Raw genomic sequence first — 23,643 nt, forward strand, 5'->3', positions numbered from 1 at the left:
ACTAGTTGGTAATTCGTAGGACAGTGCTGCGTGTGGGAGACGTTCGGACTCGGCGATAGCCCTGCAGCGCGGCGTGCGGTTCAGACTGACCAAGGTCGACGTGAAGTTCGGGAGGATGCAGCGCATCAATCTTGTTTTGCGCTGCGACGATAACGATATTCTCGTCGTCGATGAGTGAGAGAACACGGGGACTGATCTGTTGGTTGCCTCGTCCGAGCAAGAAACCCTGCCCGCCAACGACGCCGAGCACCAGAACGCTGCTCGGATGCTGGCTCAGGTGAGCGAATAACGCACTCTCTGATGCGTCTTTGGTCACGATTGTGCCGTTGGCGACGATGTCAAAGCCATTTCGGGTGCCCTCAAGCCCCAACGCTGTGAGAATGCTGCCCACTGTCGTGCCACAGCCGAGAATATAGGTGGTATCCGCCCGCATCGTGGCGGCGATCTGTGCCCCGAGAGCGCGGATGTCAGCATTCGTATTGGTGGCACGCATCACCTTGGACCCCTGAACACCCGCTGTCGCTCGCGGCACACGCGCAACCCCGATGTCGCTGAGTTCGTCTTCGCCCGGCGTGACGTCGAGAACTTCGGCCTCTTCGGTGCTGCGACGGTCACCGGCGAGGAGGTATTCGGCTGCGATCTCCCCGGCGCGCTCAGGGGTACGAGCGAACACCCCCGAGTGCATTTTCACTCCACTGGGAGTACCGAGCAGCGTAATACTCGTGTCAACGGCGCCGACGATGTCTGCGGCGGTGCCGTCACCACCGGCAAAAAGTAGCAGCTCAACTCCGGCATCGCGCATCGCTATCGCGGCAGAACGAGTGTCTTGGGCCGAGGTGAGGTCACGGGCAATCCCGACCGTACTCGACAGCGCCAGCCCGCTAGCGCGAACGCTGTCCGCGCCCATTGCTCCGTCGGCAGCCACTATTTCGAGGGCTCCCGGGTGCTCTCTGCAGAGGATGGCGAGCGTACGGCGCATTCGCGCTTCAGACCCGGGCACCGCACCGAGCTCGCGAGCGCGCTTAGACGCATCCCCATCAGTACCGTGCAATGCGACGGTTCCGCCCATACCGGCGATCGGGTTGACGATCACGCCGACCCGAGGAACCGCACTGGGGTTTTTAGCCACTCAGTCCTTCATCCTTCACCACGTCATCGAGTGCTCGCCGTGTTCCTGCGACCATCGCGTCGATCTCGTCCTCGGTAGTCGTAAACGGTGGGGAGAACGAAATAGTGTCGGCGGCCGGGAGCGCGCGAGTGACAATCCCGTGCGCGAGGCTACGCTTCGTCACCTTTGCGGCGAACCCCATGCTCGGGTCGAACGCGGTCATGGGCGAGGTGCTTCGCACGAACTCCACCGCACCCACGAGGCCCTGGCCGCGGATCTCGGCCACGTTCGGGTGGCCGGCGAATTCTTCTTGCAGTCGACGGTGCATGTGTGCACCAACGGTCGCTGCGCGCTCGGTCAACTTCTCGTTCTCAATGATGTCGAGGTTCGTCATAGCGGCCGCGGCAGCGAGCGGATGCGCCGAGTACGTATATCCGTGACCGAAACCGCCGTACATGTCTTGCCCGGCCATCACGACATCCCACACCTTGGGGGTGACGAGGCAGGCGGAGAGTGGAACGTAGGCCGAGGTTATGCCCTTGGCGACGGTGATCAGGTCGGGCTTCATCCCAAAAGCGGTCGTACCGAAGTCGACACCGAGTCGACCAAAACCACACACCACTTCATCGGCGATGAGCAGCACGTCGTACTTGTCGAGAACAGCCTGGATGGCTTCGAAGTAGCCTGCGGGAGGAATAATGACTCCGCCTGCGGCCTGCATCGGCTCGGCAATGAACGCTGCGACAGTATCGGGTCCCTCGGCAAGGATGAGCGCCTCAAGCTCGTTCGCCAGCACGGCCACGAACTCTGCGTCGGTCATTCCGGGCTCAGCTTCCCAGAGTCGGTGGGGCGGTCGAACGTGCCTGATCATCGGCAGCGGGAGATCAAAACCCTCGTGCAGATTCGTGAGACCGGTCAGGCCTGCACTCAACACGGTGACGCCGTGATAGCCGCGCTGACGCGAGATGATTTTCTTCTTGTTCGGAAGTCCCCGCACGTTGTTGTAATACCACACCAGCTTGGCCTGAGTGTCGTTGGCGTCTGAACCACTGTTGCCGAAAAAAACACGAGACACCGGCACCGGGGCCATGTCGCTCAGCCGGGCCGCGAGACGAGCGGGTAGGTCAGTGCCCATACCCGAGAACGCGTGATAGTAAGAAAGAGTGTTGGCTTGCTTTGCTAGCGCTTCCGCCATCTCGGGGCGTGAGTAGCCGATGTTGACACACCACAGCCCGGCCATCGCGTCTAGGTAGGTATCGCCATTTGAGTCTGTGAGGGTGGAACCAGAGCCGCTGACGATCGTCAGAGCGGGGCCTGTCGAATCGAATGTCTTGAGCGTGGTGAACGGGTGAAACAGGTGTTGGCGGTCCATCTCTTTAAGGGCGGCCGAGGATTGTTGCGACACGAGGGGACTCCCTAGAGTTTGGTATGGTGGTGAGCAATAAAGTGCGTTCTAAGAACATAAGTTCGTAATATGAACCTACCAAATCAACGGCGGAATCGCGACAGTTGACGACTGAAGCTTCCGCGGAGGAACTGATGGGTTATCTCTCAGGCAAGATCATTCTGGTTAGCGGGGTCTCTCGTGGCATCGGGGCCAGCATTGCACGCGAACTCAGCCAGCGTGGGGCCCACGTAATCGCCCAGTACAACACGTCCGCCGTTGCGCCGACGATGCCACCGCCTCCGTCCCGGAGCGACTTCTGGTCGCCGCTGATTTCTCTGACCCGGCCGCATATGACTTCGAAGCGTCAGACGAGCACTAACGTGGGACACGAGAAGTTCCGATTTTATGAAGATGTCCGACACCGCAGCTACAGTCAGAGGTTTCCCCTCCTAACGAGGCCGAACGCGTCATCAAGGTCACGGCCAGGTACAGCTAGCCGCTAGTTCTCGAGGATCACGCTGGGCACATTGCCCTGATGACGCAGCCCCTCAAGCGTGATCATCGCAAGCTCCCGGCGGAGTACGTTCTCATCCCAGTCCTCGCCAGGGAGTAGCTCATTCATCTCATCCATCACATAGGCGATGGTCTGAGGGCTCCACGGGTCACCCGCACCGCGGGCACTTCCGATTCGCGCGTACACCGCACCGATCACCTCGGCATGCTGTGCCGTGCCGCCGCGGGTATTGAGCTCTGAGGTCGCGAACGGACCAGTAATCGACCAGCGCCGACCGAGGCCCTCACGCACGAGGGTGTCGACATCGCGCGGTGTGACAACTCCCTCGCCGACAAGAAAGTAGGCCTCACGCAGCAGGGCACCCTGCAGACGGTTGAAGACGAAACCTTCGATCTCGCTCTTGACGACGACCGGAGAGATGCGCACGGAACTCAGAAGTTCGGCTGTTTTCTCGACCGTTGCCTGACTCGTGTATTCCGACGGCACCACCTCAGCCACCCGCAACAGGTAAGGCGGGTTAGCGGGGTGAACAACCAGGCAGCGATCCCGGCCCGGCAGGTCAGCCGTGAACTGCGAGGAAGGAATTGTGGATGTCGAACTCGCAAGCGTCACGTGGCGCGGGGTCGCAGCATCCAGCCAAGTGAACACGGCTCTCTTGACTTCGACTGACTCTGTGACGCTTTCTTGCACATGGTCGACGCCCTCGATGGCATCCTCGCGCGACGTCGACACGACGATGCGATCGAGCACGGTCGACGGAGCCTCGCTAATGAGACCCGCCTCGGCGAGCTTGGTGAGTCGGAACTCCACAGCAGCGAGAAACTGCTTGAGCATCGCTGGCTGGTAGTCGTACACGCGCACGCGACAGCCGCCTGTTGCGAACACCACAGCCCAGCCGATGCCGATCGTTCCGACGCCAATCAACGCAATGGTAGTCGCTGTAAACCCTTGTTTTAGGCCAAGACTCAAGAGAGTTTCACCGGCCCAGGTTTGCGGCCTGCTGCGAGATCCGATCCAAGGTGGGCGAATGTGCGGAGCAGACGATGCCCAAGATCTTTTCGATGAGCTCCCAGTCGAAGAAGTCCTTGAGCGTGGTTTTGTCGACTGAAACGCCCTGGGGGTGTGGACGAAGCGCAAGCGACGATGCGCTTGTCTTGGAATCCAAAGAACACAACTTCCTCTCTGCGCACGATTGTGCGTTAAATGAACATATTCAGCATACCTGAGTTCCGAAAAGCTTGTCGTAGATTTTGGAAAATGATTCGCCCGACGCCTATTCCGGCCGCAGAGCGCACATTGGTGGTCTGGGTGACCTATATACTCGATTTGTTGTCGAGAAGGAATCAGTGGGGTAAAGGGTGAACGATGTAGAAGGCCCGGTAAACGTAGGGGTCGATTTCGTGCAGTCCCTAGATCGTGGACTACGCGTTATTCGGGCTTTCAGCGACCGACACGATCGTCTTTCGATGGCGGATGTCGCGCGGGCAACCAACCAGAGCCGTGCGGCCACACGTCGCTTCCTGCTCACTCTTGAGTCCCTCGGTTACCTCGGTGTTGACGACAAGAGGTACTACCTTCGTCCGCGAGTGCTCGAACTCGGTTATGCCTACCTTTCATCCTCAACGACAGTAGAGGTAACCCAGCACTACCTCGAAGAGCTCAGCAAAGAGCTCAACGAGTCCTGTTCGGCTTGCGCCTATGATCGCGGAGAAATCGTCTACGTAGCTCGAGCTGCTGCCGACCGAATCATGAGCGTCAACATTGGAGTCGGCCGCCGGCTTCCCGCATTTGCCACCTCAACGGGGCGACTAATGCTCTCGTCACTAAGCCCGGCCCAGCTCGATGACTTCTTCGCCACCTACCCCCGTCCGGCACTCACCAACAAGACAATCACCGACGAAGGTGAACTCCGAGCCCTCATCGCGACAGCTGGCGAGCAGGGTTGGATTATCAACGACGAAGAATTTGAGCACGGAGTTCGCGCCGTAGCGGCTCCGGTATATGACGCATCGGGGGCGATGTGGGCAGCCGTCAATATTTCGGTACCCGCCTCCCGCGCCTCTATGAAAGAGCTGGAGTCAAAGTTCTTGCCTCGACTGCTTGAGGTCACTGAGCAAATTTCGCGCGACATTAAGCGCTAGAAGCTCCCAAGGGTCGACCGGATTCGTCCGCCCTTGAGAGCTTCACGTGAGCCAGCCCAATTAATCCATGCATGACTCATCAACAGTTAGTGCGATGTACTTGGGTTCAAGGAAGTCGTCGAGACCTTCGTGCCCGCCTTCACGGCCGAGACCTGAGGATTTCACTCCGCCGAAAGGTGCGGATGGCTCGGCCATTATGCCGCGGTTGATTCCCACCATCCCGAATTCGAGACGTTCCGCGAGAGTTATTGCGCGCGAAATGTCAGCGGTGAACAGGTAGGCAGCAAGCCCGTAGTGGGTGTCGTTTGCAAACTGGAGCGCCTCTGAAACCGAATCGACGGTGTAGAGGGCGGCAACGGGTGCGAAGATTTCTTCGTTGCAGAAGTCATGCTTCTTGTCAGGGAAACTCAGAACGGTGGGCTCAAAGAAGAAGCCATCGCCGGCGATCGATTTGCCACCGAAGAGAAGTGTTGCACCCGCAGCACTCTGGAAATCCTCTACCAAGCGACCGGTGCGCTCACGCTGTCGCGCGTTGATGAGAGGCCCGACGACGACGTTCTTGTCGAACCCGTCGCCCACCGTCAACGCCCGCGCTGCAGCGACGAATTTCTCGGTGAACTCCGCTGCGATGTCGCGGTGCAAGATGATGCGGTTTGCGGCAACGCAGGCCTGGCCGGCGTTCCGGAACTTGCAGTTGACCGCCTCGCGCACAGCGAGATCAATGTTTGCGTCATCGAGCACGACGAAAGGCCCGTCGCCCCCGAGCTCCATGGAAGCGTTGATAATGTTGCGAGCGGACTGCGCGAGCAGAATGCTTCCCACACCTGTAGAACCGGTGAAGCTCACCTTGCGAAGCCGCTGATCAGCCAACAGCGCCTCCGAGATGGATGCTGAGTTGCTGGTGTGGATAAGGTTGACGACGCCTGACGGGAACCCTGCTTCCTCGAGAGTCGCGACGAATAGGGCTGCTGTCAATGGTGTCTCGCTTGCTGACTTAAGCACAACCGTGCACCCCGCAGCCAGGGCTGCGCCACCCTTGCGTGCGTTCATCAGCATCGGGAAGTTCCACGGGGTAATAAGGAGAGCAGGCCCGACGGGCTGCTTCGTCGTCATCACGCGGAAGCCGCCAGATGATGAGTTCGAATAGGTTCCGTGGATATGTGCGATCTGCTCGGCATACCACTGGAAGAAGCTCATCGAGAGGGCAAACTCACCCGCGGACTCCGCGCGCGGCTTTCCACTTTCGAGAGTCATGATGTCGGCGAAGGCGTCCGCGCGCGAGACCAGGAGCCGGTGCGCGGCATGGAAGAGGTCGGCGCGTGCGCGCGGAGGCATCTTCCGCCAACCTTCTTGGGCAGCGACAGCTGCGTCTAGCGCACGCAGGCCGTCGGGGGCGTCGCCGTCACTTACGCTTGCAATGACGTCACCGGTCGATGGATTTACGACATCAAAATGACGGCCCGTATTCTCCCAGGCTCCACCGATGTAGATTCCCAGAGGTACTTCGTGTGTCTGAAGCATTGCATGTGTTTGTGGGGTGGTTAGATCGACCATAGCTGCGCCTTCCTGAAGCATGAGTGGTGTTCGCGTCAATTGTGCCATGTATCCGCAATGCGCACGAGAGGGCGGATTGCGGATATGCTCAGACATGACCGCACACCATCCGAAAGAGTGCGAAAAGGGTAACGGACGAAAGCGATCACTGTATAACTTAGACTCACCAAAACTAGAGGAGACAACAGATACGCCCGCCAACGACTGCGCGATCAGGTACTCCAGAAACAGGTCAGTGGTGATTAGGCCTCAACGGCCCGATTGCAGTTCGCGCAGCTAGTCCCACTGACGACGACCTACTGAAAGTGGCCTCCCTCACTGCACGCTCCGCTGCAACTGACGCCAAGATTCACATCAGCTTGCTGCCATTTGTGCCGCCACTTTCTAAGGAAACGAGCCCGAGGAGCTCCTTCCCAACTCCGACGCATGACAGCGCGGTTAGAAAAGTGGCGGCTCTTTCAGGACCCAAATCAGCACCCATAACCGCAAGTCTGGATCACCACCGCATCGACGCGGCGCCCGCTCGAGCACAGCATGAGATCGAGGCACAGTAGGTTGTAGGTTTGACCTCCCGACTGTTCGTTGGATTGGGCTCCCTGAACCTCTCTGCGCCGATCTTCTTCCGAGACCAGCGTCGCTTTCTGCTGTTCCCGTCCAATCGAGAAAGGGAGAATTGCTTAGTATTCGCAGCGGACGACCTGTCACCTACGCGTCTATCCGCAAACTCAATAGCCTTGATACGCGAGCCCTCAACCGCGGCCTGAACGAAGGCTTCGGGCGGGTCGTCGCCGCACCCGGTAGCTGGCTTCTCACCCAGCACAAGTCCACTCCACGAGGCTCCCGGTCTGTTCAGCCGAGCGAAGCTCTCGGCGGATTCGCCACCAACCGTCACCTTCTCCAGCTACGGTACGGTAGGCGAAATTGACCGTCGAACGCTTGCTTCGAGATAGTCGCAGCTGATGGGGAGAGAAGTCATTAGCGAGACATTTACCGTAGGCAGCAAGGCAGCGTCGGCCTGATACAGTTCTGTTGGACCTCCAGTACACGAGGTTTTCGAATCAAAAGAGAGTGGTGCCATGAACTCGATCGACAACCTTATGGACGAACTCGCCATTCGAGATTTGTCACACCGGTACGCTATGGCACTCGATAAGAAGGGTCTGCTGCACGAGTAGGTGACAGGTTCTAGTCACGCAGCCAGTGTGGCTGGCGTGTTCATGATGGCCTCAAATTCGATCGGGGTCAACCGTCCCAGTCGGGGCTGTCGGCGGCGCCGGTGGTAGGTCCGCTCGATCCAGGTCACGATCGAGATGCGCAGTTGCTCGCGGGTGGTCCAGGAGCGGCGGTCCAGGACGTTCTTCTGGAGCAGCGAGAAGAAGCTCTCCATCGCGGCGTTGTCGCCGCAGGAGGCGACTCGGCCCATCGATCCGACCATGCGATGGCGGGTGAGCGCACGACGGAACTTCCTGCTTCGAAATTGAGAGCCTCGATCGCTGTGAACCACGCAGCCAGCGACATTACCGCGCATCGCTACGGCGTTTTCCAGCGCGTTGACCGCCAGTGTCGACTTCATTCGGGAGTCGATGGAGTAGCCGACGATCCGGTTGGAGAAAACGTCCTTGATCGCGCAGAGGTAAAGCGTGCCTTCCGCAGTTTTGTGTTCCGTGATGTCCGTTAACCACAGCTCATTCGCCTCCTCAGCGGTGAACTCGTGCCGGATACGGCCCGTGTCGTCCGTGACCGTGCAGAGGTCGTCGTGGACCGGCGGCCCAGGCTTCTTTCCGTTCTTCGCCCGCTTCTTCCCAAACGCACTCCACCAAGAATTGTCACGACAGATGCGCCACGCTGTCCGATCAGCCATCACCTGCCCGGCATCGCGAGCCTCGTCCGCCAAGAGCCGATGCCCGAACTCCGGGTCATCCTGGTGCGCGTCGAACAGAGCGTTCGTGCGATACCCCTCGACCACCTCACGAGCCGTGACCGGGTCGGCCAGCCACCGGTAGTAGGGCTGGCGGGCAAGCTTAAGAACCCGACACGTCACCGTCACGGGAACCCCGTCGACGGCGAGCTCAGTCACGAGCGGGTAGAACCTTTTCCCGGCAAGTTTGCCTGCGACAAATACGCCGCCGCCCGCCGCAAGACCTCGTTCTCCTGCTCCAGCAACCGGATCCGCTTACGTCCGTCACGCAACTCCACCGCCTCAGTGCGAGACATTCCAGGTCTGCTGCCGTCATCGACAGCAGCACGCTGCAACCACTTCTGCAACGTCATCGTGTGAACACCAAAATCGGTCGCGATCTGCTCGATCGTGACGCCGGGCTCACGATTACGGGCGACGCGAACAACATCGTCACGAAACTCACGGGGATAAGACTTAGGCATACAGACATCCTTCCAGCCCACCCACCCGGGCAAGCCAACTCAGATGTCACCTACTCGTGCAGCAGACCCCAACCTGCCGCTGCCTCATCGTCAGGTTTATAGAAACGGACGTAACCCACCTCCGGTGCCCATCCCAACAGACACACAGAAACGGAGGTTTTCGAATGAGGCAACGTATCCGGCGACGCGGAGGTTGCTCATGAGTCAACGCGGGATCTGTGCGTCCGATGTGATCGAGCGGTAGGATCATTACGCTCAGCCGCTGCGGCCAAGAAGCCCGTTTGGTCGACGGACTCAGGATGCGTCGTGTTCGCACAGAGGTGAAGGCCGGTTTGCCGTTTGAGCGATTCCGAAATTGTCCGCCAAGCAGGTGAAGTCCACAGCCTAGAGGTCATTGTTTCGTTTGGCCGTGAAATAACGTAGCACTCGACCCGCGGCTGCAGCGTTGAGGTGTCCGGCCAGGAGGTATCGAACTGCTTTACATGGCGCAGCCCGCGCGACCCCTCCCTGCACATTGGACGATCAACGCTAGGCCTAACAGCATCGATTCCTTCATACCTTAGCAATCGCCAGGTTCTACGTGCTGCATACATACCGTGTCATTCTTCCGGGGCCAGAAGACCTCCTCGATGTGTTCGAGCAACACAACACCGCGATCCACTCGAGCCGATGACAAGTGCTCTGCTAAGGCGCTGTAAAGAGATGGTAAGATATTTTGCGCCGTGCGCCGTGCGCCGTGCGCCGTGCGCCGTGCGCCGTGCGCCGTGCGCCGTGCGCCGTGCGCCGTGCGCCGTGCGCCGTGCGCCGTGCGCCGTGCGCCGTGCGCCGTGCGCCGTGCGCCGTGCGCCGTGCGCACGCATCGCGCTGAGACCTTCCACCTTGTTCGCACGCTTTAACTCCCTGCTGTTGGTCTCTTGATCCTCAGTCTGTTTCGGGTCCATCGATTTGCCTCTCGGCCATTGACACGAAACAACTGCGTCTTCTTGACTCGACCACGGAACACCTCGATGTTGCCCCACTTCGCTATTCGAATCACCGCCTGATTTATCGACAGCTCGGCGCCCTAGCTGTAATGCCCGGGGAGGTTAGTTAACCGGCTGAGGGGTGGCTTGTTTCCGATTGCGGAGTGGAGCCTGTGGTGATTGTAGTAGTGCAGCCATGGTTGCAGTGCGGCGCGTCGTTCGGTGTCGGAGCCGTAGAAGCGTCCGTAGGCCCAGCCGCCGCCGAGGGTGCGGTGGAAGCGTTCGATCTTCCCGTTCGTCTGAGGCCGGTAGGGCCGGGTCCGTTTCGGCGTGAGCGAGAGTTCGGTGCAGGCGTCTCGCCAGGCGTGCGACTTGTAAGCGGACCCGTTGTCGGAGAGCACACGCTCGACGACCACTCCGCGTTCGGCGAACCAGAGCACCGCGCGTTGCAGCACCCCGATGGCAGTATCGGCTTTCTCATCTGAGCAGATCTCCGCGTAGGCGACGCGGGAGTTGTCATCGATGACGGTGTGCACGAACGAAGTGCCCAGCCGCGCGGTGCGGTCCGCGGCCCGTATGCCTGTGCGGCGAGTGGTCGCCGCACGATTCGCGCCTCCTTGCTGGCGTCCCACGTAACGATGGCCACCCCCGTCGGGGATGTTGCCGAACTTTGTCACATCAACGTGGATCATCGAGCCGGGATACTCGTGCTCGTAACGGTGCACCGGTTCCCCTGTCTGCCGGGTGATGAACGAGAGTCGGTTGACCCGACACCGCACCAGCACGGCGTGCACGGTCGACGGGGCGATTGTCAGCTGGCCGGCGATCTGAACCGGTCCCAGACGTTTACGCCACCGCAACGCGATGATCTTGCGCTTGAGGGACTCCGGCGTCTTGTTCGGCGAGTGACGAGGGCGGGAGCTGCGATCCTGCATCCCCGCGTCGCCATGCTGGGTGAAACGCTGGGCCCACCGTTTCGCGGTCGGCCACGAGACCCGGAACATCCTCGCCGCCGACGCGATACTCCACCCTTCCTCGACGATCAGGCGCGCCAGCCGCAGACGGGCGCGCGGGGTCAGTTCAGCATTAGCGTGGGACACGAGGGCCTCCGGTAGGTGAAGTGGTTACATGAACATCTCCACTCCACAACCGGAGGCCTTCCTAACGCCCAAAGCTCAGGGCGTGTCACCACACAAACTCAACCAACCTGCCTGGGCAGTACACCTAGTCGAGCTCCTGCGCGAAGAACGAGGAAGCCGCCAACAGAATCTCGTTGGCACGCTTGAGCTCGCGCACTTCGGCTTCGAGCGCTTTGATGCGCTGCGCCTCGCTTGTCGTCGTTCCGGGGCGTTCGCCCGCGTCGATCGCGGCCTGCTTGCACCAACCAACCACGCAACGTATCGGGATTGACCCCAACACGCTGCCCGATCCGGATCACCGTCGCGTTCAGCGAAAACTCAGGATCTTCCTTCCTGGCCTCGGTAACAAGCCGAATCGCACGCTCCCGCAACTCCTGCGGATACTTCCTCAGTGCTGGCATAATCATCATCCTTCGTTGAATCAGACCCTCCACCAAACCCGGGGCGATTCAGATTTCGATCCCGAAAGTTCCTACGCGCCCCGGCCCGCCACGACTTGGTTGGATCGATGGGTCGAGTTGGTGCGGCCGGCGACAACGCGGCGATCAACAATGTTCCTGGCTTGGTATGAGACCTTCCCCGGTGCACCAGTTTCGCGCTGTCTCCGGCGAGCCGACGGTCGATCGTGGCCGGCGCGATCCGCAGCGGCAGCCCCGCCGTCTCGTCGCCGACGTCCAGCTCACCCTGCCGTCGCAGCCGCGGCACCAGATCCGGCAACGCCGCCGCCAGCAGGCGCCCACACGCCGTGCCCTGCACCGCCCACAAGAACCGCAACGCCTCGATCACCTGCTCGCCATACACCGGTGGCCGCGGGACTCGTGGTCTCTCACCACCCGCAAGGCCAACGCGTGCCGCAGCGCCTTACGGGCATGGTCACGATGCCAGCCCATCGTCGCACACAACTCATCAAGGATCGCCTTCTTACCCGCCCGATCCGACCGCCCATACCGCGTCGCGATCGTCTTGGTCACAGCCCTACGCTCACTCATCGTCAGCTCCATGCCTCACCGCCCCGAAGCCACGACCGCAACCCCGCCAGACACACCGCTACGCGGGCATCTTTGATGAGTCAACGCGCTGCTTTGATATAACTAGCGGTAACGTCTATGATTGGGGCTGCAATAGAATACGTAGAAACTACGCAAGACCTTCTTTCAAACCACCTCACCGAGTGCTAAGGAGAACACCAAAATGACCAGCAAGAAGCTCGAAATCATCGAAGTTCCTGACCATGGCGGGGCGGACTTACTCACGTCTGGAGTCAGATCATGACTGGAGATATCATTGACTTCCGTGTGCAACCGCCATTTGAAAGCTTCGGATCCATCTTCTTCTTTAGGGACCGCGAGGTTAACCCTGACCCGGTCACGATATCACCGTTTGCCGTGGGACGAAGGTCGGCGCCCTCTTTTGACCAGTTCTCCATGGAATTGTTCACGACGGAGATGGATCATTCAGGAATCAAGCACGCAGTTATCATGGGTCAGCACGCTGCTCCGGAATACGGGTCAGTAAACAATGCTGACATCGCCAAGCTAGTGAGCGACGACCAAGAGAGATTCACGGGCTTCGCCGGTATTGATGCAAATGCCCCTGGAGCGATGGAAGAGCTTGAATCGGCAATAGCGTTGGGGTGCAGAGGGATATCCTTAGTGACCGGCTGGTCGCGAAAAGCTTATCACGAGGATGCGCCGGTCCTCGAGCCTATATTGGCGGTTTGCGCCGCCCGGGGCCTACCGGTTATGTTTACTTCCAGCCACTACATCGGGCCAGACCTGTCGTGGGCAGAGCCGCACTACATACAGCGAGTTGCTCTTGCTCATCCTGATCTTACGGTCATCGTCGGTCATGGTAACTGGCCTTGGACCACAGCGGCCTGCGCATTGGCGATGCGGTGTCCGAACGTTTATCTCATGCCCGAGTTCTATATGTACATGCCCGGAATGCCGGGAGCAAGGGACTACATTGACGCCGCAAATGGGTTCCTGGCACACCGTTTTTTGTACTCCTCTTGCTACCCGACCCTGTCGCTCGAGCAGGCTCTGGAGAATTTCAGTGCTCTTCCCATTTCACCCAAGTCGCGAAAGTTGATGCTTTATGAAAATGCGGCTCGTGTGCTGTCTTTGTAACCTCCCATGATCGCCACATTGCAACGACCTCCAACCCTGGTCATTGGTGCCGGCGGAGAAGTCGGACGTCATGTGACACGAATCTTGCTTGAATCGGGATCGTCAGTAGTAATTGCAGATCACGTACCAGAGACTTTAGAGAAAACGAGATCGGAACTTGGCATTGATGGCCAATTCGCGCGACTCTTTGATGCGTTCAATCCTTGTGAAGTGGCGGATGCGGTTGCCGAGATATAATCGAATTATGGGGCTCGGTCTGGGCTCGTTAACTCCCAGGGTATCGCCGGACGCGACCTGATCGCTCTTGTATCGGCGGAACCATAGGGGACTCGTCCTAAGAATCAAGCTGTCGTCTGCCCTCTACGGCTGTTAGGCGGCGGTGTCACTGATGCGAGGAGTTCCCGGGGCTGCAATCGTGAGTTCTGCCCTCAGTTGCAGGACTACGCGAGCAGCAAAGGAGCCTACCCGTACGCGAACTCGAAAACAGGAGTAATCATGTGTTCGAGGACCCTTGCGGCTGAGTTGCCACGGGATGATGTGAGGGTGCACGCGGTCTGTCCTACCGCAATCGATTCGCCAATGGTGCTGCGCGCCGCTATGGGGGCAGGCAACGGCCCGAGGTGCTCTATGGGCGTCGGAAGATGACCGCATGGCTTGCCCGCACCGATTTCCCGAAAGTGCGCAAACACAGCGTTGACGCTCTCATGCGCGACGAGGGCATGTCCGGGCTCATTCGTGGTAGGAAGGCCGTCACCACGATCTCCTCCAAGAACGGTCTCCGCGCCGGCGACCTGCTGAACCGGCAGTTCACCGCGCCGCGCCCGAATCACACCTGGGTTACGGATTTCACGTACTAGGCTCAGTCGAAGATTATGTGCAGTCCGCTGCGGAGGTGCGCGTCCTGCATGGCGATTCCTGGCGATGTGGCTGCGCATAATCAGAGACCTTGAAGGAAGCCGAGGAGACTATCGTCGGGCTGGAAGCGCGCGGGGGCTGGGCCGGGATCTGCTAGGTGTTGCAGGACGGCTTCCTTGGCGGACAGATCGGCTTCGAGGTACTGATGCGTGGTCGCCGGGCTGGAATGTCCGAGCCACAAGGCAATGGTGGCTAGGTCCGTTCCGGATTGCAGCAGGTGCATCGCGGTCGAGTGGCGCAGCGTGTGCGGGGAGATGTGCTGGTCCTGCAGAGACGGGCAATGTTGTTCTGCCGCAGCAACAGCCCGATCGAGTCGGTCCCGAACCCCGGAGCGAGACATCGGCTCACCGGCCCGGTTGGGAAACACCGGCGCCTCGGAAGTGCCGTCGATTCTGGTCAACCAGGCCCGAAGTTCGGTCGCGGTGTTCTTCCAGAGCGGGATGACACGTTCCTTGCGGCCCTTGCCGTGCAGAAGCACCGCGGTTTGACGCTCCAGTAGGACATCGCGCACGCGAAGTGCGGTGATCTCCGAGACGCGAGCACCGGTGTTGTAATTGGTGGCGAGCATCACTGCGTCTCGGCGCCCGCTCCAGGAAGCGCGGTCCGGTGCGGCCAGGATCACGGCGACCTGCTCACGGGTCAGATAGCCAAGCACGGGACGGTCGAACCGTTTGGCCGGGATGGCCAGCACCCGGCTGGTGACTGGTAGCGAAGCCGGGTCGCGCACTGCTACGTAACGCATGAAGGAATGGATCGCTACCAAGGCGCGCGTTGCGGGTCCGGGCGCTGTTGTGGCGCTCGGTCTCGAGATGGTCGAGGAAGTCCAGCACCAAGGGTGCGTCCAGATCTGCCATCTGCAATGCCGACGGCGAGGTGCCGGCGTGCTTCTCGAGATACCCGAACAGCAACTCGAAAGCGTCGCGGTAGCTTTCTACCGTGCGGGCGCTGGCCCCGCGCTGGGTGATCAGACGTTGGAGGAAGAAGTCCTGCACAAGTTGTGGGAATCCTATCTGTGGAGCCCTCATGACGCACCTGCCGCGGGGTCGGCGAAGGCTTCGAAACGCTCAGAGATGATGCCCATCAGTTCCGGCGCGGCTGAGAAATACCAATAGAGGCTCCGCACTTCCGCGTGGCCCATGTAGGTTGCCAACACCGCGATCTTGGCGTCGATGTTGACCTCTTGGGCGTGCCAGGCCTCGATGCGCCGCACCACCATCCGGTGTCGCAGGTCGTGGATGCGCGGTGTCCGGGTGCGTCCGACGGCGGTCCAGCCCAGCTGCCGGCGCAAGACACCGAACGTGTGCTCGGCGGCGTTGTAACTGACCCGGTCGCTGCGGTCGGTGCGGAAAAACGGCTGGCCCCCACTTGGATGGCCGAAGCGTTGTTCCCGCTCGGTAGCGTATGCGCCCAGTGGCCCCAATGCGCTGGGATGCAGGGGCACGAGTCGACTTCGACCGCGTTTCCCGGCCCGCACGGTGAGTAAGCCTCCTGCCAGGTCCACGTCATCACAGGTCAGCGCCAACGCTTCGCTGATCCGTAGACCGGTGCAGGCGATCAGCCCGAACAAGGTGGCGTAACAGCGCGGCCTCAATCCGTCGGTCGGGGCCAGGCGTGTGGTGGCTTGGAGCAGGTCACCGATCTCCCGGTCGGAGTAGATGTGTGGTGGTTTGCGGTGGCCGTTGGGGCCCAACAGCCCGGGGATGGGGACCTCGGTCGCGCCATCAGAGCCAGCCAGGTGACGAAGGAATCCGCGCACCGTCGTCAACCTGCGTGCCGGGTTGTGTGGATCGGTGGAGGCAGTCTCCGCCGCCCAGTTGAGGCTCGACTCCAGTGGGATCGGCCCGTGATGCCCTGCCGCGTCCAGATAGCTTGCGAACGAGCGCAATGCCCGCTCATGGCTGGGCGAGCGGTAGCCAAGGCCACGGCGCAGCGCCACAAATTCAACCACACGTGAGGCCACGTCCCCGCTCATGACGTCGCCTCTGGCCACGGTAGGCCGACCTCGCGTAACGCCGCGACATTGACCGCTGCATAGATTCTGGTGGTAGCCAGCGAGGAATGACCCATCAAATCGGCGATCTGTGACAGCCCTGCCTCGTGCTCAAGCAACCCGGTGGCCAGCGAGTGACGCAGCAGATTGGCCCCATGCGTCGGTGCGTCGATCCCCGCGCGCTCCAAGGCATGCTCGACCGCACGCCTGACGATGCTGCTGCTAAGGGCTCGCGCGATAATTAACCCAGTTTTGGCCTGAAAGTTCTTTAGGCTTGTGCTATGTCTGAGATTACGGAGTTGGCAGGGTTCGATACGGCGTTCGCGACCGCGTTGGCGGGAGTGCTGGTCGAGGTGGGACCCATTCTGGACGAGCGGCAGAAGCGGGTGTTGGCCGGGGCGGGTGCCCGGCAGCTGGGCCATGGCGGGATCAAGCTGGTCGCGGCAGCGACCGGGGTGTCTGGTGTGCTGCGGATATTTCGGACAGTGGGCCCTCTTAAAATGGGGGTTCACTGAAAGTAGAGATCAGCATGACCACAGCACGCCGGAAATTTACCCAGGAGTTCAGAGATGAGTTGTGTCGGGAGGTGATCAGCACCTCGAAGCCGATCAGGGACGTGGCCGAGTCCTACGGGGTCGGCCACGAAACATTGCGCAACTGGCTGATCAAGTATCGCGAAGCGAATGGTGGCACCGAGACGGAGCTGACCGTCCCCGAGCGTGCCCGTCTCAAAGTACTCGAGCGGGAAAATCAGGAGCTCAAGGCTGAGACCCAATTTTTGAAAAAAGCGGCCGCTTACTTCGCGCGGGAGCAGCGGTAGTGAGCAAGTACGAATTCATCGACTCCCAAAAAGCTGAGCCCAACAACCGGAATCCTGTGGTGAATATGTGTCGCTGGTTGGAGGTGTCAACCTCTGGTTTCTACCACTGGCTGACGCGCCCGCAATCGGCGACGTCGGCCCGCCGGGAAACCCTCTTGGCGCGGATCCGACACTATTTTGAGGAGTCTGACGGCACTTACGGGTATCGGCGAATCCACGCGGACCTGACCGCCGAGCAGACGCAGTGTTCCCCCGAACTCGTCCGGCAGCTGATGCGCCAGGAAGGCCTCGTAGCCTGCCAACCACGGCCATTCCGGGTCACGACGGAGGCCGACGCGTTGGCCGCAGCAAACGTGCCCGACCTTGTCAAACGCGACTTCACCGCGGATCGTCCGGGGATGAAATTCATCGGAGACATCACGTATATCCACACCTGGCAGGGGTTCGTCTACCTGGCCACGGTCATCGACTGCTACTCGAAGAAAGTCGTTGGCTGGTCCATTGCCGATCACATGCGTACCGAACTCGTCGAGGACGCTCTCAAGAATGCCGCGGCAACGACCCTGATCGCGCCTGACGCCATTTGGCACTCCGATCGCGGAAGCGTCTACACCTCAGCCGTCTACCGGGCCCTGGTGACCAGTCTGGGCATGCGCTCATCTATGGGCCGCACCGGCGTCTGTTGGGATAACAGCATGGCGGAAAGTTTCTTCTCGATGCTCAAGAATGAGCGCGTGTATCGGACCGTTTACGCGACCAAGACGCAGGCTCGCAGCGACATCATCCGCTATATCGAGGGATTTTACAACAGTCGCAGGCGGCACTCAGCGCTCGATTATCGACGGCCCAACGAAGTCCACTATGGTTATCAACAGCCAGCCCTGGCAGCGTAGAAGAATCCACTAATTCCGCTGTCCGAAATCCCCGTAGCAGCCCAGTCGGCAGATACGGTCGGGCGGGGCGCGAAGGAGCTGGAAGCGGGGCTGGTCACTGATGGTCGGGTGCGGATGAAGGGTGCGGGCCGTCCGACGCTGGAGCAGAAGGACCCACTGGTGTGGGAGGCGTTGAACGCGTTGGTGGATCCGGTAACCCGCGGGGATCCGATGTCGCCGCTGCGGTGGACGACGAAGTCGACCGTGAAGCTGGCAGACACGCTCACCTCGCAAGGTCACCAGGTGGGGCCCAAGACGGTGGCCAGGCTCTTGAAGGATCACGGATACAGTCTGCAGGCCAACGCGAAAAAGCTTGAGGGGCGCCAGCATCCCGACCGCGACGCCCAGTTCATCTACCTGAACGAGCAGGTCACTGCGTTCTTGGACGCTGGGCTGCCGGTGATCTCGGTCGACACGAAGAAGAAAGAGAACATTGGGAGGTACTCCAATGGCGGTGCGGAGTACTCTCCTCAGGGTGAACCGGAGACAACCAACACTTACGACTTCATCGGAGAGGCCGGCAAGGCGGTGCCCTACGGGGTCTATGACGTGGGCGCGAACAGCGGCTGGGTCAACGTCGGCTCCGATGCCGACACCGGAGTGTTCGCGGTCGAGTCCATCCGCCGCTGGTGGACCAAAATCGGCCATCCCGGCTACCCAGAAGCAACGAAACTGCTGATCACCGCGGACGGTGGCGGATCCAACGGTTCCAGACTGCGGTTATGGAAAACCCAGCTCGCCGAGCTGTCTACCGAGACCAGACTGGACATCACGGTCTGCCACCTGCCGCCGGGCACCTCCAAATGGAACAAAATCGAACACCGAATGTTCTCCGCGATCACCATGAATTGGCGCGGCCGCCCCCTGGAAACCCACGAGATCGTCGTCGAAACGATCGCCGCAACGACCAACAAGACCGGGCTCACGATCCAATCCATGCTCGACACGAACCTCTACGAGAAAGGCATCAAGATCACCGACAAGCAGATGAAAGAATTCGAGGCCGAACACCTCCACCGACACGACTTCCACGGCGAATGGAACTACACCGTGCGCTCCGCGCCCGAGGACAACCCGACACGCCCGAGATAACCGAAGTCATTTCTACGTGAGCCCTTAGTTCTACTCAATCGAGCCTGTGATTAGCTTTCATCAGTATTCATTGAGACTGATCATACGCAGAGCGCACACACGAACGCAATACGCACACTCTGGTTGTTTTCCTTTTCTCTGTCCAGTCACCGACAAAGATAGATGAGTCTATATAGTGAGTGAGTGAGTGAGTGAGTGAGTGAGTGAGTGAGTGGGTCGACCGGACGCTGCGGATCAGCCTCGCTCTCGGAGAATTCTCATCACCTACAGGACATCAGCGGTCGGTGCATTGCTTTGTGACTCGTGCAGAAAATCAGGGGCTAGGTGTACTGCCCAGGCAGGTTGGTTGAGTTTGTGTGGTGACACGCCCTGAGCTTTGGGCGTTAGGAAGGCCTCCGGTTGTGGAGTGGAGATGTTCATGTAACCACTTCACCTACCGGAGGCCCTCGTGTCCCACGCTAATGCTGAACTGACCCCGCGCGCCCGTCTGCGGCTGGCGCGCCTGATCGTCGAGGAAGGGTGGAGTATCGCGTCGGCGGCGAGGATGTTCCGGGTCTCGTGGCCGACCGCGAAACGGTGGGCCCAGCGTTTCACCCAGCATGGCGACGCGGGGATGCAGGATCGCAGCTCCCGCCCTCGTCACTCGCCGAACAAGACGCCGGAGTCCCTCAAGCGCAAGATCATCGCGTTGCGGTGGCGTAAACGTCTGGGACCGGTTCAGATCGCCGGCCAGCTGACAATCGCCCCGTCGACCGTGCACGCCGTGCTGGTGCGGTGTCGGGTCAACCGACTCTCGTTCATCACCCGGCAGACAGGGGAACCGGTGCACCGTTACGAGCACGAGTATCCCGGCTCGATGATCCACGTTGATGTGACAAAGTTCGGCAACATCCCCGACGGGGGTGGCCATCGTTACGTGGGACGCCAGCAAGGAGGCGCGAATCGTGCGGCGACCACTCGCCGCACAGGCATACGGGCCGCGGACCGCACCGCGCGGCTGGGCACTTCGTTCGTGCACACCGTCATCGATGACAACTCCCGCGTCGCCTACGCGGAGATCTGCTCAGATGAGAAAGCCGATACTGCCATCGGGGTGCTGCAACGCGCGGTGCTCTGGTTCGCCGAACGCGGAGTGGTCGTCGAGCGTGTGCTCTCCGACAACGGGTCCGCTTACAAGTCGCACGCCTGGCGAGACGCCTGCACCGAACTCTCGCTCACGCCGAAACGGACCCGGCCCTACCGGCCTCAGACGAACGGGAAGATCGAACGCTTCCACCGCACCCTCGGCGGCGGCTGGGCCTACGGACGCTTCTACGGCTCCGACACCGAACGACGCGCCGCACTGCAACCATGGCTGCACTACTACAATCACCACAGGCTCCACTCCGCAATCGGAAACAAGCCACCCCTCAGCCGGTTAACTAGGGTCTGCTGCACGAGTAGGTGACATCTGAGTTGGCTTGCCCGGGTGGGTGGGCTGGAAGGATGTCTGTATGCCTAAGTCTTATCCCCGTGAGTTTCGTGACGATGTTGTTCGCGTCGCCCGTAATCGTGAGCCCGGCGTCACGATCGAGCAGATCGCGACCGATTTTGGTGTTCACACGATGACGTTGCAGAAGTGGTTGCAGCGTGCTGCTGTCGATGACGGCAGCAGACCTGGAATGTCTCGCACTGAGGCGGTGGAGTTGCGTGACGGACGTAAGCGGATCCGGTTGCTGGAGCAGGAGAACGAGGTCTTGCGGCGGGCGGCGGCGTATTTGTCGCAGGCAAACTTGCCGGGAAAAGGTTCTACCCGCTCGTGACTGAGCTCGCCGTCGACGGGGTTCCCGTGACGGTGACGTGTCGGGTTCTTAAGCTTGCCCGCCAGCCCTACTACCGGTGGCTGGCCGACCCGGTCACGGCTCGTGAGGTGGTCGAGGGGTATCGCACGAACGCTCTGTTCGACGCGCACCAGGATGACCCGGAGTTCGGGCATCGGCTCTTGGCGGACGAGGCTCGCGATGCCGGGCAGGTGATGGCTGATCGGACAGCGTGGCGCATCTGTCGTGACAATTCTTGGTGGAGTGCGTTTGGGAAGAAGCGGGCGAAGAACGGAAAGAAGCCTGGGCCGCCGGTCCACGACGACCTCTGCACGGTCACGGACGACACGGGCCGTATCCGGCACGAGTTCACCGCTGAGGAGGCGAATGAGCTGTGGTTAACGGACATCACGGAACACAAAACTGCGGAAGGCACGCTTTACCTCTGCGCGATCAAGGACGTTTTCTCCAACCGGATCGTCGGCTACTCCATCGACTCCCGAATGAAGTCGACACTGGCGGTCAACGCGCTGGAAAACGCCGTAGCGATGCGCGGTAATGTCGCTGGCTGCGTGGTTCACAGCGATCGAGGCTCTCAATTTCGAAGCAGGAAGTTCCGTCGTGCGCTCACCCGCCATCGCATGGTCGGATCGATGGGCCGAGTCGCCTCCTGCGGCGACAACGCCGCGATGGAGAGCTTCTTCTCGCTGCTCCAGAAGAACGTCCTGGACCGCCGCTCCTGGACCACCCGCGAGCAACTGCGCATCTCGATCGTGACCTGGATCGAGCGGACCTACCACCGGCGCCGCCGACAGCCCCGACTGGGACGGTTGACCCCGATCGAATTTGAGGCCATCATGAACACGCCAGCCACACTGGCTGCGTGACTAGAACCTGTCACCTACTCGTGCAGCAGACCCCTAACCTCCCCGGGCATTACAACTAGGGCGTGTCTCCTAATTCTGAGTGGGTCGTCATGAAATGCTGACTTCATGGTGCGTTCCGGTGTTATTTCTGATGAGTTGTGGACGGTTATGGGCCCGTTGTAGCCGCATGAGATCCGCCGGGGACGGCCGTGGCGAGATCATCGCCTGATGCTTGAGGCGATCTGTTGGCGGTTCCGAGTCGGGGCACCGTGGCGTGATCTTCCGCCGGAGTTCGGTCCCTGGAAGACGGTTTGGAAACGGCATTTCCGATGGTCAACCGATGGAACGTATCAGCGCATATTCGAGGCAGCCCAGAGCGCTGATCAGGGGTTTGACGCAGAGTTGGCCGAGTTGCTCTCGGTGGATTCAACCAGCGTTCGCGCGCACCAGCATGCGGCTGGCGCCCTGCGCAGCGAGGACACAGAGGGCTCGTTCGAATTACACGAAATTGGAGAACGAGCCCACTGACCACGCAATCGGGCGTTCCCGCGGTGGCCTGACAACAAAGGTTCATGCGCTCACCGACGCTCTTGTCAGACCCGTCTCCTTGCTCCTGACATCAGGCCAAGCTGGCGACAACCCCGCGCTGGAGCCGTTGCTGGACGCCTACCGCATCCAAGAGAACACGAAACGGGGCTTCACCCTCCTCGCCGACAAGGCATATTCACACCCGTCAACCAGAGCCAGACTGCGAAAACGACGAATCAAGAATGCGATCCCCGAACGCATCGACCAAAAGCAGCACCGCAAGGACAAAGGCCAACAAGGAGGAAGGCCGCCTCGCTTCGACCGCGATCTATACAAGAAACGCAACACTGTCGAGCGCGGCTTCAGCCGGTTCAAGCAATGGCGCGGAATCGCGACACGATACGACAAATACGCACTCACCTACCAAGGCGGGGTCCTACTCGCCGCCATCATCCTGCACCACAAACCGATTTAGGAGACACGGCCTAGTAGGTCGCGGTTCCGCCGCTAATATCGTAAACGGCACCAGTAGAAAAACTGCACTCGTCTGAAGCGAGCCAACTGACAAGCGCCGCAACTTCCTCGACACGCCCCGAGCGCTTCATGGGAACTTCGCTCGTAAGATCGTCGATGACGTCGTCCGAAGTATCCGCGTTCATTGGCGTTGAGATGAATCCAGGTGCAATCGCGTTAACCAGCACGCCCGTCGTAGCAATCTCTTTGCCAAGTGATTTGGTGAGAGCACTGACGGCTGCTTTTGATGCGGAGTAAGCTGCAAGGTTTGGAGTCCCGTTTTTTCCCGATAAGGACGCAATATTTATGACTCGACCCCACCCATGATCAACCATGCTGGGTATCGTCGCCCTGCAGAAATAGAAGATCCCATTTATGTTAACGTCAAACGTTTTCTGGAACTCATCGTTGGTTAACTCCACTAACGGCTTTATTGGCCCGAGCACACCTGCACAATTGATGAGGATGTCAATATGCCCTATCGCTGCGACAGCACTGTCTACGGCACCTGAGTCAGATACGTTAAGCGGATAATCGGCGCTGGAGGAGATATCGACGGTGATGACCTCCACCCCGTCCGCCCTCAATCGGGCCGCGCTCGCCTCTCCAATACCACTCACTCCACCCGTTACTATGGCTTTCTTCATCTGCATCTTTTCCCCTTAATATGGATCTAGGTTGAGCGGCATTGTCTTTGAGTTTGATTATGTGTTGGGACTCATACTCGTCGCTCGGGTCGGGACGGCTATCAAGTCGGTTGGTTCATCTTGTTTGAGGTATTTAGGCTGCGCGAGCGGTCTATGAGCTAGCTATATCGAACTCGATCGGGGTGAGTCTACCGATTCGTCGTTGTCGTCGCGGACTATGGTAAG

General features: G+C 60.1%; 22 protein-coding genes and 3 pseudogenes. 12 read left to right on the plus strand and 13 right to left on the minus strand.

Annotation, left to right across the window (positions count from 1 at the left end):
- Position 1 precedes the first annotated feature (1 nt).
- The 4 genes from FB472_RS06660 to FB472_RS13995 all read right to left on the minus strand — a co-directional run bounded on the left by FB472_RS06660 (position 2) and on the right by FB472_RS13995 (position 4,174).
- On the minus strand, positions 2–1,129 hold the full coding sequence (locus FB472_RS06660; RefSeq protein ID WP_141990245.1) for an ATP-NAD kinase family protein: 1,128 nt from the start codon (positions 1,127–1,129) through the stop codon (positions 2–4).
- Positions 1,122–2,513, minus strand: coding sequence for an aminotransferase (locus tag FB472_RS06665; protein ID WP_215730399.1), 1,392 nt, complete (start codon positions 2,511–2,513; stop codon positions 1,122–1,124). The genes FB472_RS06660 and FB472_RS06665 overlap by 8 nt, the downstream gene beginning before the upstream one ends.
- A 481-nt stretch (positions 2,514–2,994) precedes the next feature.
- Positions 2,995–3,978, minus strand: a complete 984-nt coding sequence (locus FB472_RS06675; protein ID WP_170192039.1) for a 3-hydroxyacyl-CoA dehydrogenase — start codon at positions 3,976–3,978, stop codon at positions 2,995–2,997.
- 7 nt (positions 3,979–3,985) lie between these two features.
- A complete protein-coding gene (locus FB472_RS13995) occupies positions 3,986–4,174 on the minus strand; it encodes a hypothetical protein (protein WP_170192040.1) in 189 nt (62 codons plus the stop codon).
- A gap of 193 nt (positions 4,175–4,367) precedes the next feature.
- Between FB472_RS13995 and FB472_RS06680 the strand changes: the two genes are divergently transcribed.
- Complete coding sequence (locus FB472_RS06680; protein ID WP_141990247.1) at positions 4,368–5,150, plus strand: IclR family transcriptional regulator domain-containing protein; 783 nt, start codon at positions 4,368–4,370, stop codon at positions 5,148–5,150.
- Between the two features lie 60 nt (positions 5,151–5,210).
- Here FB472_RS06680 and FB472_RS06685 read toward each other — a convergent pair whose 3' ends face one another.
- A complete protein-coding gene (locus FB472_RS06685) occupies positions 5,211–6,671 on the minus strand; it encodes an NAD-dependent succinate-semialdehyde dehydrogenase (protein WP_215730400.1) in 1,461 nt (486 codons plus the stop codon).
- Positions 6,672–7,780: 1,109 nt separating this feature from the next.
- Here FB472_RS06685 and FB472_RS14175 point away from each other — a divergent pair.
- Entirely contained in the window at positions 7,781–7,879 is a 99-nt protein-coding gene (locus tag FB472_RS14175; RefSeq protein ID WP_215730401.1) for a nuclear transport factor 2 family protein, read from the plus strand.
- 14 nt (positions 7,880–7,893) lie between these two features.
- Here FB472_RS14175 and FB472_RS06690 read toward each other — a convergent pair.
- The 3 genes and pseudogenes from FB472_RS06690 to FB472_RS14000 form a co-directional block, all read right to left on the minus strand.
- Positions 7,894–9,086, minus strand: a protein-coding gene (locus FB472_RS06690) for an IS3 family transposase (RefSeq protein WP_141990249.1) whose coding sequence is annotated in 2 segments (ribosomal slippage) — positions 7,894–8,799 and positions 8,802–9,086 — 1,191 coding nt in all. Because the reading frame shifts where the segments join, the coding sequence is not laid out codon by codon here.
- Positions 9,087–10,149: 1,063 nt separating this feature from the next.
- A complete protein-coding gene (locus tag FB472_RS06695) occupies positions 10,150–11,148 on the minus strand; it encodes an IS481 family transposase (protein ID WP_141990250.1) in 999 nt (332 codons plus the stop codon).
- Positions 11,149–11,275: 127 nt separating this feature from the next.
- Positions 11,276–11,453 (minus strand): annotated as a pseudogene (locus FB472_RS14000) (transposase); the annotation flags it as partial.
- Between the two features lie 301 nt (positions 11,454–11,754).
- Here FB472_RS14000 and FB472_RS06700 point away from each other — a divergent pair.
- The 4 genes from FB472_RS06700 to FB472_RS06715 all read left to right on the plus strand — a co-directional run bounded on the left by FB472_RS06700 (position 11,755) and on the right by FB472_RS06715 (position 14,173).
- On the plus strand, positions 11,755–12,252 hold the full coding sequence (locus tag FB472_RS06700; protein ID WP_141990251.1) for a hypothetical protein: 498 nt from the start codon (positions 11,755–11,757) through the stop codon (positions 12,250–12,252).
- A gap of 203 nt (positions 12,253–12,455) precedes the next feature.
- Positions 12,456–13,316: an amidohydrolase family protein gene (locus tag FB472_RS06705; protein WP_141990252.1), complete on the plus strand. Its 861-nt coding sequence runs from the start codon at positions 12,456–12,458 to the stop codon at positions 13,314–13,316.
- Between the two features lie 432 nt (positions 13,317–13,748).
- Positions 13,749–13,961: an SDR family NAD(P)-dependent oxidoreductase gene (locus FB472_RS14645; protein WP_425467214.1), complete on the plus strand. Its 213-nt coding sequence runs from the start codon at positions 13,749–13,751 to the stop codon at positions 13,959–13,961.
- Positions 13,958–14,173, plus strand: a complete 216-nt coding sequence (locus FB472_RS06715) for a hypothetical protein (protein WP_141990254.1) — start codon at positions 13,958–13,960, stop codon at positions 14,171–14,173. The genes FB472_RS14645 and FB472_RS06715 overlap by 4 nt, the downstream gene beginning before the upstream one ends.
- An 80-nt stretch (positions 14,174–14,253) precedes the next feature.
- On the opposite strand, the gene FB472_RS14180 is transcribed toward FB472_RS06715, so the two are convergent.
- Genes FB472_RS14180 through FB472_RS06730 form a run of 4 tightly spaced genes read right to left on the minus strand, consistent with a single transcriptional unit; the run spans position 14,254 to position 16,601 of the window.
- A complete protein-coding gene (locus FB472_RS14180; RefSeq protein ID WP_246078115.1) occupies positions 14,254–14,973 on the minus strand; it encodes a tyrosine-type recombinase/integrase in 720 nt (239 codons plus the stop codon).
- Entirely contained in the window at positions 14,864–15,256 is a 393-nt protein-coding gene (locus tag FB472_RS14650; protein ID WP_425467215.1) for a site-specific integrase, read from the minus strand. Before FB472_RS14650 ends, FB472_RS14180 begins: the two co-directional genes overlap by 110 nt.
- Complete coding sequence (locus FB472_RS06725) at positions 15,253–16,203, minus strand: tyrosine-type recombinase/integrase (RefSeq protein WP_141990255.1); 951 nt, start codon at positions 16,201–16,203, stop codon at positions 15,253–15,255. Before FB472_RS06725 ends, FB472_RS14650 begins: the two co-directional genes overlap by 4 nt.
- On the minus strand, positions 16,200–16,601 hold the full coding sequence (locus tag FB472_RS06730; RefSeq protein ID WP_425467229.1) for a tyrosine-type recombinase/integrase: 402 nt from the start codon (positions 16,599–16,601) through the stop codon (positions 16,200–16,202). Before FB472_RS06730 ends, FB472_RS06725 begins: the two co-directional genes overlap by 4 nt.
- Here FB472_RS06730 and FB472_RS14360 point away from each other — a divergent pair.
- The 6 genes and pseudogenes from FB472_RS14360 to FB472_RS06755 all read left to right on the plus strand — a co-directional run bounded on the left by FB472_RS14360 (position 16,503) and on the right by FB472_RS06755 (position 22,733).
- Positions 16,503–16,736 carry a hypothetical protein gene (locus FB472_RS14360; protein WP_425467233.1) on the plus strand — a complete coding sequence of 78 codons (234 nt, stop codon included), beginning with the start codon at positions 16,503–16,505 and terminating at the stop codon, positions 16,734–16,736. The two genes, FB472_RS06730 and FB472_RS14360, sit on opposite strands and share 99 nt — an antisense overlap.
- 14 nt (positions 16,737–16,750) lie before the next feature.
- Positions 16,751–17,934, plus strand: a protein-coding gene (locus FB472_RS06735; protein ID WP_141990257.1) for an IS3 family transposase whose coding sequence is annotated in 2 segments (ribosomal slippage) — positions 16,751–17,009 and positions 17,009–17,934 — 1,185 coding nt in all. Because the reading frame shifts where the segments join, the coding sequence is not laid out codon by codon here.
- A 36-nt stretch (positions 17,935–17,970) separates the two neighbouring features.
- Positions 17,971–19,065: pseudogene (locus tag FB472_RS06740) on the plus strand (ISAzo13 family transposase); the annotation flags it as partial.
- A 448-nt stretch (positions 19,066–19,513) separates the two neighbouring features.
- Positions 19,514–20,512, plus strand: a complete 999-nt coding sequence (locus FB472_RS06745) for an IS481 family transposase (RefSeq protein WP_141990259.1) — start codon at positions 19,514–19,516, stop codon at positions 20,510–20,512.
- Positions 20,513–20,558: 46 nt separating this feature from the next.
- Positions 20,559–21,751, plus strand: a protein-coding gene (locus tag FB472_RS06750) for an IS3 family transposase (RefSeq protein ID WP_141990249.1) whose coding sequence is annotated in 2 segments (ribosomal slippage) — positions 20,559–20,843 and positions 20,846–21,751 — 1,191 coding nt in all. Because the reading frame shifts where the segments join, the coding sequence is not laid out codon by codon here.
- 105 nt (positions 21,752–21,856) lie between these two features.
- Positions 21,857–22,733 (plus strand): annotated as a pseudogene (locus tag FB472_RS06755) (IS5 family transposase).
- Between the two features lie 10 nt (positions 22,734–22,743).
- Here FB472_RS06755 and FB472_RS06760 read toward each other — a convergent pair.
- On the minus strand, positions 22,744–23,424 hold the full coding sequence (locus FB472_RS06760) for an SDR family NAD(P)-dependent oxidoreductase (protein WP_246078116.1): 681 nt from the start codon (positions 23,422–23,424) through the stop codon (positions 22,744–22,746).
- Between the last annotated feature and the right edge of the window lie 219 nt (positions 23,425–23,643).

It is taken from the genome of Rhodoglobus vestalii (assembly GCF_006788895.1).
GTDB lineage: Bacteria > Actinomycetota > Actinomycetes > Actinomycetales > Microbacteriaceae > Rhodoglobus > Rhodoglobus vestalii.

Coding starts and splice junctions, on each gene's coding strand:
- FB472_RS06705 (WP_141990252.1), top strand. CDS start 12,456: ATGACTGGAGATATCATTGACTTCCGTGTGCAACCGCCATTTGAAAGC.
- FB472_RS14650 (WP_425467215.1), bottom strand. CDS start 15,256: ATGAGGGCTCCACAGATAGGATTCCCACAACTTGTGCAGGACTTCTTC.
- FB472_RS06700 (WP_141990251.1), top strand. CDS start 11,755: ATGAGACCTTCCCCGGTGCACCAGTTTCGCGCTGTCTCCGGCGAGCCG.
- FB472_RS14175 (WP_215730401.1), top strand. CDS start 7,781: ATGAACTCGATCGACAACCTTATGGACGAACTCGCCATTCGAGATTTG.
- FB472_RS14180 (WP_246078115.1), bottom strand. CDS start 14,973: ATGCGTTACGTAGCAGTGCGCGACCCGGCTTCGCTACCAGTCACCAGC.
- FB472_RS06725 (WP_141990255.1), bottom strand. CDS start 16,203: ATGAGCGGGGACGTGGCCTCACGTGTGGTTGAATTTGTGGCGCTGCGC.
- FB472_RS06760 (WP_246078116.1), bottom strand. CDS start 23,424: ATGCAGATGAAGAAAGCCATAGTAACGGGTGGAGTGAGTGGTATTGGA.
- FB472_RS14360 (WP_425467233.1), top strand. CDS start 16,503: ATGTCTGAGATTACGGAGTTGGCAGGGTTCGATACGGCGTTCGCGACC.
- FB472_RS06715 (WP_141990254.1), top strand. CDS start 13,958: ATGACCGCATGGCTTGCCCGCACCGATTTCCCGAAAGTGCGCAAACAC.
- FB472_RS06685 (WP_215730400.1), bottom strand. CDS start 6,671: ATGCTTCAGACACACGAAGTACCTCTGGGAATCTACATCGGTGGAGCC.